Annotated in this window: 12 protein-coding genes; 9 read left to right on the top strand and 3 right to left on the bottom strand. The window is 73.3% G+C overall.

Translation table 11 applies throughout. The features are described 5' to 3' along the window. Positions 1-51: 51 nt before the first annotated feature. On the bottom strand, positions 52-294 hold the full coding sequence (locus tag ACWEVO_RS19345) for a winged helix-turn-helix domain-containing protein (RefSeq protein WP_452308913.1): 243 nt from the start codon (positions 292-294) through the stop codon (positions 52-54). A gap of 319 nt (positions 295-613) precedes the next feature. On the opposite strand from ACWEVO_RS19345, the gene ACWEVO_RS19350 reads away from it, so the two are divergent. The 3 genes from ACWEVO_RS19350 to ACWEVO_RS19360 all read left to right on the top strand — a co-directional run bounded on the left by ACWEVO_RS19350 (position 614) and on the right by ACWEVO_RS19360 (position 2,366). Further along, complete coding sequence (locus tag ACWEVO_RS19350) at positions 614-892, top strand: hypothetical protein (protein ID WP_452308914.1); 279 nt, start codon at positions 614-616, stop codon at positions 890-892. A gap of 259 nt (positions 893-1,151) precedes the next feature. Then, positions 1,152-1,415, top strand: a complete 264-nt coding sequence (locus tag ACWEVO_RS19355) for a hypothetical protein (RefSeq protein WP_452308915.1) — start codon at positions 1,152-1,154, stop codon at positions 1,413-1,415. A gap of 51 nt (positions 1,416-1,466) precedes the next feature. Beyond that, the gene (locus ACWEVO_RS19360) at positions 1,467-2,366 is read left to right on the top strand and encodes a TIGR01777 family oxidoreductase (RefSeq protein WP_452308916.1); all 900 of its coding nucleotides are present in this window, start codon (positions 1,467-1,469) and stop codon (positions 2,364-2,366) included. A 27-nt stretch (positions 2,367-2,393) separates the two neighbouring features. On the opposite strand, the gene ACWEVO_RS19365 is transcribed toward ACWEVO_RS19360, so the two are convergent. Beyond that, positions 2,394-3,605, bottom strand: coding sequence for an extracellular catalytic domain type 1 short-chain-length polyhydroxyalkanoate depolymerase (locus ACWEVO_RS19365; protein WP_452308917.1), 1,212 nt, complete (start codon positions 3,603-3,605; stop codon positions 2,394-2,396). A gap of 173 nt (positions 3,606-3,778) precedes the next feature. On the opposite strand from ACWEVO_RS19365, the gene ACWEVO_RS19370 reads away from it, so the two are divergent. From ACWEVO_RS19370 to nadE, 6 genes are all read left to right on the top strand, one after another. Then, on the top strand, positions 3,779-5,602 hold the full coding sequence (locus ACWEVO_RS19370) for a DUF2079 domain-containing protein (RefSeq protein ID WP_452308918.1): 1,824 nt from the start codon (positions 3,779-3,781) through the stop codon (positions 5,600-5,602). Positions 5,603-5,661: 59 nt separating this feature from the next. Beyond that, entirely contained in the window at positions 5,662-6,303 is a 642-nt protein-coding gene (lipB, locus tag ACWEVO_RS19375; protein WP_452308919.1) for a lipoyl(octanoyl) transferase LipB, read from the top strand. A 103-nt stretch (positions 6,304-6,406) separates the two neighbouring features. Continuing rightward, entirely contained in the window at positions 6,407-6,751 is a 345-nt protein-coding gene (locus tag ACWEVO_RS19380; RefSeq protein WP_452308920.1) for a YciI family protein, read from the top strand. A 10-nt stretch (positions 6,752-6,761) separates the two neighbouring features. Beyond that, on the top strand, positions 6,762-8,000 hold the full coding sequence (locus tag ACWEVO_RS19385) for an RNA polymerase sigma factor (RefSeq protein WP_452308921.1): 1,239 nt from the start codon (positions 6,762-6,764) through the stop codon (positions 7,998-8,000). Between the two features lie 17 nt (positions 8,001-8,017). After that, positions 8,018-8,410: a VOC family protein gene (locus ACWEVO_RS19390; RefSeq protein ID WP_452308922.1), complete on the top strand. Its 393-nt coding sequence runs from the start codon at positions 8,018-8,020 to the stop codon at positions 8,408-8,410. A 17-nt stretch (positions 8,411-8,427) separates the two neighbouring features. After that, the gene (gene nadE, locus ACWEVO_RS19395) at positions 8,428-9,252 is read left to right on the top strand and encodes an ammonia-dependent NAD(+) synthetase (protein WP_452308923.1); all 825 of its coding nucleotides are present in this window, start codon (positions 8,428-8,430) and stop codon (positions 9,250-9,252) included. On the opposite strand, the gene ACWEVO_RS19400 is transcribed toward nadE, so the two are convergent. Next, the coding region (locus ACWEVO_RS19400) for an FUSC family protein (protein ID WP_452308924.1) at positions 9,249-9,702 on the bottom strand (454 nt) is incomplete at its 5' end. The genes nadE and ACWEVO_RS19400 overlap by 4 nt on opposite strands.

Raw genomic sequence — 9,702 nt, forward strand, 5'->3', positions numbered from 1 at the left:
GAGAGCGACATGTCTCTGAGACATGTTTACGTCTCAGAGACATGTCGCATCTCAGGTCTTGTTCGGTCCGTCCGGCAGTTCCTCGGCGACGAACACACCGACCCCGTGGACGCCCTCCACCCAGCCCTGCATCTGCAGGACGAGAATCGCCTGACGCACGACGCCGGCAGATACGCCGTGCTCTTCCTTCAGTTGGGCTGTAGACGGCAACTTCTCACCGGGCGCGAGCTGTCCGGACGCGATTTGATCGCGGATCTGGTCCGCGATCTGCGCCCACTTTGCTTTGGCGGGCATGTTGACTCCCTGGTCTGCACCGCCATTTGATCACGGCCAAGCTTTACATGACAAGCAAGGACTAGATCGGCGTTGACTTTACTAGTCTTGTCTGACAAAGTTCGTCCTGACCGATTCCCTGGTCTGCAAACCCGGAGTTGGTCGTCCCAGGAACACCCGGCCGGCCACTCCCCCGGTAGCCGGCCGGGTGCCACCCCCAGCCCGCGACCGACTGTCGACGGGCCCGTGAGCAGGCCCGGGGCGGGTGCCGGGCTCCGGCCGACCGCGCACGGCCGCCCCCGCCCGTCTCGGTGCCGCGCCGAAGGAGAGGCGGAGCGACGTGCCGGTGGATGCGATGGAGAAGGTGCTCGGCGAACTGCCGGTGCCGTGGTTCGTCACGGTGGAGGACGTGAGACTCGCCCTCCGGGTGATGCTGGTGCACCGCCCCGAGGACTGGCCGACCGGTGCGCTGTGCCGCAGCGACCGGACGCCGTACCCGTGCCTGCTGCACCGCTGGGGGCGGCGGGTGCTGCGCTCGCGCGGCCTGCCGGACGACGTGATCGACGAGCTGGCGGAGCGCGGCGGCCTGCTGGTCGGCGTACCCGCTGGGGGGTGTTGAGGGTGCGACCGCGGCCGAACGCGGGTCCGGTGCCGCTCGCGCCCCGACACCGACGGATCTGGCGGCGTGGACGCCGCTGGTGCTCGTGCGGCATGCGCTGGACCGCCTGCCCGGACCGCCACACGCCAATCCCCACCGAACCGACCGCCCCGGCTCCCAACAGCCGCTGGTGGGACGAGGCGACGCGGGCGAACCCGCAGGTCGGACGCGCCGGCTGGCTCACCCCGGCGCAGACCTGGCGGGCCAATGGCGGCCGGTGGTGAGCGGCGCGCACCTGCCGCTACGGCCGCTCTGGCTGTGCCGGGCCTGCGCTTCGCCGTGGCCGTGCGCGCCGGCCCGGCTCGCCCTTCTGCGCGAGTACGCCGAGGACCGGGTGGCGCTGCTGGTCTATCTGGGCGGCCTGCTGCACGACGCCGCCGGCCACCTGCACACGCTGCACCCCGAGGACGGGCCGGAGCCGGGACAGCTCTTCACCCGCTTCCTCGGCTGGGCCATCCCCCGCCGTCGCACGAGGGACGTGTGAGTGATTTCGCTCAACCCATCCGGGATCAGCCCCGTGCACGAAGATATGAACATGCGGATCCTCATGGCCGGGGCCTCCGGCTTCCTCGGCACCCGACTGGTCGACCGGCTCACCGCGGACGGGCACCAGGTCACCCGCCTGGTCCGCCGCGCACCCCGCAGCGCCGACGAGCGGCAGTGGAACCCGTCCGCCGCGCAACTCGACCCGCAGGTGGTCGCCGAGACCGACGCGATCGTCAACCTGGCCGGCGCCGGGGTGGGCGACAAGCGCTGGGACGACGCGTACAAGCAGGTGATCCGGTCCAGCCGGGTGGACACCACCACCACGCTGGCGATCACGGTGGCCGGCCTGCCGACCGCCGACCGGCCCGCGGTCCTGCTCAACGCCTCCGCCGTCGGCTGGTACGGCAACACCGGCGACCGGGTGGTCGAGGAGGACGCGCCCGCCGGCGAGGGCTTCCTGGCCGACGTCTGCCGGGTCTGGGAGGCCGCCACCCGCCCGGCCGAGGACGCGGGCGTACGGGTGGTGCGGCTGCGCACCGGGCTGCCGCTGCACCGCGACGGCGGGTTGCTCAAGCCGCAGCTGATCCCGTTCCGGCTGGGCGTCGGCGGCAAGCTGGGCAACGGCCGGCAGTGGCTGCCCTGGATCGCGATGCGGGACTGGCTGGCCGCGGTGACGTTCCTGCTGGCCCGGGACGATCTGGCCGGCCCGGTCAACGTGGTGGGCCCGGCGCCGGTCACCAACGCCGAGTTCACCCGGGAACTGGCCCGGCAACTGCACCGGCCGGCGATCATGCCGGTCCCGGCACTGGCGTTGAAGATCGCCTTGGGCGGCTTCGCGCACGAGGCGCTGACCAGCACGCGGGTCCTTCCCGGCGTGCTGACCGGGGCCGGCTTCACCTGGGCCCATCCCGACCTGCCGGGCGCGCTGCACGCCGCCCTCACCGAATGAACCGGCGAGGGCGGGGCAGCCCGGCGGTCAGCAGCCGATGACCCAGTAGCTGGGGCCGGTCTGCTTGAGCGTGGTGGTGTAGTAGGTGTTGTAGAGGCCCATGTTCTGGTTGGAGCCGAGGGCGTAGGTGTAGCCGCCGGACTGGTAGGCCCGGCCGGCGACCACGTGCGCGTAGTTGCTGGCGGTCACGCAGACCGGCGAGGCCGTCGGGGACGGCGACGGGCTCGGTGACGAGGTCGCCGTCGGGGTCGGGCTGGGCGTCGTGCCGCCGTCGAGGCCGAAGAAGAGCGCGTCCCGGTACGTCGAGCAGATGGTGTCCAGGAAGTACGCGGTGGCGGTGCCGCACTGGTCGGTGGCCGAACCCGGGTCCACCGGGGTGCCGTGGCCCATGCCGGAGACCCGGTAGACGCGGACCTGGTCGTTGCCGTACACCTCGAGGCTGGTGCCGGCGGGCAGCGAGGCGGTGCTGGTCGGGGTCTGCGAGAGGCCGAGCACGTTGGTCCACTGGTCGCGGGACTCGGTGGCGTTCATCGGCGCGACGGTGGTGTCCGAGGTGCCGTGCCAGACGACCACCCGGGGGCGCGGGCCGGCGTAGCCGGAGTAGGCGTTGCGGACCAGGTCGCCCCACTGCGCCGGGGCCTTGTCCACTCCGGGGTTCATGCAGGAGTAGGCGTTGGTCATGCTGGTGGCGCAGCGGTACGGGATGCCGGCGATGATCGAGCCGGCGGCGAAGACGTCCGGGTACGTGGCGAGCATGACCGCGCTCATCGCCGCCCCGGCGGAGAGGCCGCTGACGTAGATCCGGCCGGCGTTGACGCCGTAGTTCGTCTTCGCGTAGTCGACCATCTGCTTGATCGACAGCGCCTCGCCCTGGCCGCGCGTGGTGTCACCGGTGTCGAACCAGTTGAAGCAGGAGTTGGCGTTGTTGCTGCTGGACTGCTGCGGCACGATCAGCGCGAACTTCCACAGGTCGGCGTACTTCTGCCAGCCGGAGTTGGTGAAGTAGCCGGAGGCGTTCTGAGTGCAGCCGTGCAGCAAAACAACGGCGGGTGCGTTGGCCGGCAGGCCGTCCGGGCGGTACGCGTACATGGCGAGGTTTCCCGGGTTGGAGCCGAAGCCGCTGACCTGGGTGAGCGTGGCGGCCTGCGCGGGCACGGCGACGGTGAGCACGGCGGCGGCCAGCACGACGCCGGCCGCGGCCCCGGCAAGCCGGGCGAGTAGGGATGAGGAGCGGCGCACGGTGACCTCCCTGGTGGCAGAATGTGAACTGGGTCACCCCCGAGTTGCCGGAACGTTACGTCCGGGTTTCATCGACCGGAATGGCGGACGACCACACATTCACATCTATCGAAGTGTGCGCCAGGTTCCGTGTCTGCCCGGCGTGCCCAGGTCCGGTTGGTAACGTCCGCTCCGTGCCCTCCTCGCCGTCCCTGGCCGCCAGCCCGTCGCCCGCGTCCGCGCCCGCTCGCGGTACCCGGTGGGCGGACCTGGCCGTGCTGCTGGCCGCCGTGGCCCTGGCGGTCTGGGTGACCAGCGGGATGTGGTGGGACCCGAACAGCCGCGCCATCACGGTCAACTCCAGCGACCAGGCGCTCTTCGAGTGGCTGCTGGCCTTCGGCGGGCACGCCGTCACCCATGGGGAGAACCCGCTCTTCACTCACCTGATCAACGTGCCCGACGGGGTGAACCTCGCGGTCAACACCTCGATCACCGTGTACGCGGTGGTCTTCGCGCCGCTGACGTACCTGATCGGGCCGCCGGCGACCTTCCTGGTGATCCTCACCCTCAACCTGGCCGCCACCGCGGTGGCCTGGTACTGGCTGCTCAGCCGGTACCTGGTGGGCAGCCGGCTGGCCGCCGGGGTGGGGGCGCTCTTCATCGCCTACTGCCCGGCGATGGTGTCCCACGCCAACGCGCACCTGAACTGGACCGCCGGCTGGCTGGTGCCGCTGCTGATCTGGGGCGTGTTCCGGCTGCGCCGCCCCGGCCTCGCGGTACGCGGCGGGGTCGTGCTCGGGGTGCTGGTCGCGGTCGCCTTCACCATCGCCGCCGAGGGGCTCTTCTTCACCGCGCTGGCGCTGGCCTTCTTCCTGGTGGTCTGGGCGCTGCACCGGTCCCGCCGGGACGAGGTCCGGGCCGCGCTGCCGAACTTCCTGCGCGGGCTCGGGGTGACCGCGGTGGTGGCCGGGGTGCTGCTGGCGTACCCGCTGTGGCTGCACTTCGCCGGGCCGCAGCGCTTCCACGGCACCGGCTTCGACCCGCTCGTCCACTCCGAGGACATCGCCGCGTACGGGTCGTACCCGCGCCGGTCGCTCGCCGGCTGGGCCGGGTGGGGCACCTCGCTGGCGCCCAACCCGACGGAGGAGAACTCCTTCTTCGGCATCCCGCTGCTGCTGCTCGCCGTCGCCTGCTTCGCCTTCCTCTGGATCCGGGCCGACCGGGCCTTCCGGGCCACGCTGACCGCGCTGGGCGCCACCGCCGTGGTGTTCGCGGTGCTCTCCTGGGGGCCGAAGGCCCGGTGGAACGGCCGCCGCACCGATCAGCTCCTGCCGTTCGGGGTGCTGGACAACCTGCCGGTGATCAACGCGGCGCTGCCGTCCCGGCTCGCCCTGGTCGTCGCGCCGGTGCTCGGCCTGCTGCTGACGTACGCGGTCGACCGGCTCCGGGGCCGGCCGCCCCGGCCTCGCTGGACCGGGGCGGCCTGGGCGGCCGGCTTCGCCGTCGCGCTGCTGCCGTTGCTGCCCACCCCGCTGCTGACCAGCGTGCGGGAGCCGGTCCCGCGGTTCGTCACCAGCGGCACCTGGCAGCGGTACGTCTCCCCCGGCGGGGTGCTCACCCCGCTGCCGCTGACCGTCGACGTCTATCCCGACGGGCAGCGCTGGCAGGCGTACGCCCTGGCGCACCGGCAGGGCGAGTTCCGGATCCCGGCCGGCTTCTTCCTCGGCCCCGGCGGCCCGGAGGGGCGGGGCCGGATCGGTCCGGTGCCACGCACCTTCGACTCGCTGATGGACCAGGCCGGCAAGACCGGTTACGTGCCGATCATCACCGACGGCAGCATCCGGCAGTCCCTGGCCGACCTGCACTACTGGCGGGTCGAGACGGTGGTGCTGGCCGACCGGGTGCACGGCGCCAAGTACGACGTCGACGAGGACGCGCTGCGGCGTACCGCGACCGCCCTGCTCGGTCCGCCGCAGCGGGTGGACGACGTGTGGATCTGGCGGGTGCCCCCGCCCTGAGCCGGGACGCGACGAGGCTCACGCCGCCCGGCCGGGGCCGACGGGTCTAGGCTGGACGGGTGAGCGTGACGACTTCCGGGCTGACCGCCGTCCGTGCCGGTGTGCTCGACTACCAGGCCGCCTGGGACGAGCAGCGCCGGCTGCACGAGGCCGTGGTGGCCGGCGAGCAGGGCGACACCGTGCTGCTGCTGGAGCACCCCAGCGTCTACACCGCCGGCAAGCGGACCGAGCCGTGGGACCGCCCGATGGACGGCACCCCGGTCATCGACGTGGACCGCGGCGGAAAGATCACCTGGCACGGGCCGGGGCAGCTGGTCGGCTACCCGATCCTCACCCTGCCCGACCCGGTGGACGTGGTCGCGTACGTCCGGCGGGTGGAGCAGATGCTGATCGACGTCTGCGCCGAGTTCGGCCTCTCCGCCGGCCGGGTCGAGGGGCGCAGCGGCGTCTGGGTGCCGGAGGACGACCGGGGGCCGGCCCGCAAGGTGGCCGCCATCGGCATCCGGGTGGCCCGCGGCGTCACCCTGCACGGCTTCTCGATCAACTGCGACTGCGACCTGACCTACTTCGACCGGATCGTGCCGTGCGGGATCCGGGACGCCGGGGTCACCTCGCTCACCGCCGAACTGGGCCGGCCGATCACCGTCGCCGACGTGCTCCCCGTGGTCGACCGGCACCTCGCCACCCTGATCGAGGTCTGACGGGAGATTTCCGCGGCGTGGTGTCCCGGAGCGGGCCGGGCCGATCGTCCCTATGGTGAGAGGCCGGCCGTCGGGCCGGCCACCGACCTCACCGGAGGCGATCATGCCCTTGTACGCCGCGCTGACCTACACCGCCGACGTCGACTGGACCCGGCCGGAGTACGCCGCGGAGATGAAGGAGTACAGCGAGTTCGGGGCCGCCGCCGCCGCGGTGATCCGGGGCGGCAACGCGCTCTACCCCACCGCCACGGCCACCACGGTGCGGGTCTCGGGTGGCAAGGGCGGCGAGGTGCTCACCACCGACGGTCCGTACGCGGAGACCAAGGAGGCGCTGACCGGCTTCTACCTGCTGGAGTGCGCGGACCTGGACGAGGCGGTCCGGATCGCCGCCACCATCCCGGCGGCCTGGGCCGGCGCGGTCGAGGTACGGCCGGTCATCCAGTTCTGAGGTGTCGTCGGTGCTGCCCGGTGACGCGGACGCGTCGACGGAGGCCGTGGCGCGGCTCGTCCGCGAGGAGCGGACCCGGATCCTCGCCACGCTGATCCGCGTCACCGGCAGCGTCGACCTCGCCGAGGACGCCACCCAGGACGCGGTGGTCCGGGCGCTGGAGACCTGGCCGCGGGACGGCGTGCCCGACAATCCACGCGGCTGGCTGCTGGTGGTGGCGCGGCGGCGGGCGGTGGACCTGATCCGCCGGGAGGCCAACCGGGTCGGCAAGGAGGTGGCGGCGGTGTCCCTGCTCGACCCCACGCCGGAGCCGCCGGAGGCGGTCCGGGACGACCTGCTGCGCCTGGTCTTCACCTGCTGCCACCCGGCACTGGCGCTGGACGCGCAGGTGGCGCTCGCGCTGCGGACCCTCGGCGGGCTGACCACCGCCGAGGTGGCCCGCGCGCTGCTGGTCCCCGAGGCGACGCTGGCCAAGCGGCTCACCCGGGCCAAGCAGAAGATCACCCAGGCCCGCATCCCGTACCGGGTGCCGGCGGCCGAGGAGCTGCCCGGTCGGTTGACCGGCGTCGCCACCACCGTCTACCTGATCTTCAACGAGGGCTACGCGGCGGGCGCCGGGGCCGACCTGGTCCGCGCCGCCCTGGCCGACGAGGCGCTGCGACTGGCCCGGCTGCTGGCCGAACTGATGCCGGACGAGCCGACCGTGCTCGGCCTGCACGCGCTGCTGCTGCTCCAGAGCTCCCGGCGGGCGGCCCGCACCGGCGGGGACGGGCGGCTGCTTTTGCTGCCCGAGCAGGACCGGTCCCGCTGGGACCGGACCGCCGTCACCGCCGGGGTCGAGCTGGTCGGCCGGGCGCTGCGCCGCACCCCGGACCGTCCCGACCGGTACGTGGTGCAGGCCGCGATCGCCGCCTGCCACGCGCTCGCCCCGAGCTGGGACCGGACCCCGTGGGACGCTCTCATCTCCTGGTACGACGTGCTGCTCACCGTGCACGACACGCCCGTGGTCCGGCTGAACCGGGCCGCGGCGGTGACCGAGCGGGACGGTCCCGCGGCCGGGCTCGCCCTGGTCGACGCGATCGACGGGCTGGCCGGCTACCCGTGGTGGCACGCCACCCGCGCCGAACTGCTGCGCCGCCTCGACAGACCGGCCGAGGCGGTCGCCGCGTACGACCGGGCGCTGGCGCTGGACCTGAGCGCGCCGCAGGCCGGCCACCTGCGCCGGCGGCGCGACGAGCTGCCGGCGTGACCGCGTACCCTCGTCCGGTGCGGATCGATCTCGTCACCCTCGTCGTCGCCGAGTACGACCCGGCGATCGCCTTCTTCACCGAGGTGCTCGGCTTCGAGCTGGTCGAGGACAAGCCGTCCCTGACCAACGACGGCCGGCCGAAGCGCTGGGTGGTGGTCCGGCCGCCGGGCGGCGGCACCGGACTGCTGCTGGCCCGCGCCGACGGGGAACGGCAGCAGGCCGCGGTGGGCGACCAGACGCACGGCCGGGTCGGGTTCTTCCTCCAGGTCGACGACTTCGACGCCACCTACCGGCGGATGGTCGAGGCGAAGGTCGAGTTCGTGAAGCCCCCGCGCACCGAGCCGTACGGCCGGGTCGCCGTCTTCCGCGACCTCGCCGGCAACCCCTGGGACCTGCTCGGCCCCGCCTGACCCGAAAGGACCCCCCCGTGACCGACGTGCTGTCCACCCAGCAGCAGATCGCCGACGAACTCCGGGTGCCGGCGACCTTCGACGCCGCCGCGGAGATCGAACGGCGGGTCGTCTTCCTCGCCGACCGCCTGGTCGACACCGGGCTGACCACGCTGGTCCTCGGCATCAGCGGCGGCGTGGACTCCACCACCGCCGGGCGGCTCTGCCAGCTCGCCGTGGAGCGGGCCCGCGAGGCGGGCCACCCGGCCACCTTCGTCGCGATGCGGCTGCCGTACGGGGTGCAGGCCGACGAGCACCACGCCCAGGCCGCCCTGACGTTCATCCGGCCCGACCGGGTGCTCACGGTCGACGTCCAGCCGGCCAGCGACGCCGCCCTGGCCGCGCTGACCGCCGCCGGGCTGGCCTTCCGGGACGCCGCCCACCAGGACTTCGTGCACGGCAACGTGAAGGCCCGGCAGCGCATGATCGCCCAGTACGCGGTGGCCGGCGCGATGGACGGGCTGGTGGTCGGCACCGACCACGCGGCCGAGGCGGTCACCGGCTTCTTCACCAAGCACGGCGACGGGGCGGCGGACGTGGTCCCGCTGACCGGGCTGACCAAGCGGCGGGTGCGGGCGCTCGCCGCCGCCCTCGGGGCCCCCGCCGAGCTGGTCGGCAAGGCGCCCACCGCGGACCTGGAGAGCCTGGCCCCCGGCAAGCTGGACGAGGACGCGCTCGGCGTGGCGTACGAGCACATCGACGACTACCTGGAGGGCCGGCCGGTGCCCGCGGAGGTGGCGGCGGCGCTGGAGGCCCGCTACCGGGCCACCGCGCACAAGCGGCAGCTCCCGATCGCGCCCTAACTGCTGATCCGCGACCGGAGCCAGGGTTCGCAGAGCACGATCAGGCCACCGATAGCGGCCCCGATCAGCGTCTCCACCCCCCGGTCGAAGAGCAGCTGCCCGGCGGGCCGGGCCACCGCGAGCTGCCCCATCAGCAGCGCCATCGGGGTGATGAAGAGCAGCGCGAGGCCGTAGTTGCGCCCCACCAGCAGCTCGGTGACGATCTGCAGCACCGCCACCACGAGCACGATGGCGTACGGCGGCAGGTGCGGCGCGAGCAGCACCGCGCTGGTGAGCAGCCCGAGCAGCGTACCGAGGATCCGGTGCGTGGCCCGGACGAGCTGGGCGGTGACGCCCTGGGCGCTGAGCGGGGCGACCGCCGCCACCATCGCCCAGTACGGGTGGCCGATGCCCACCGCGGTCGCCGTGCCGCCGGCCAGCAGCACGGCGAGGGCGTACCGGGCCGGCTCC

This window comes from Micromonospora sp. NPDC003776, assembly GCF_053605645.1.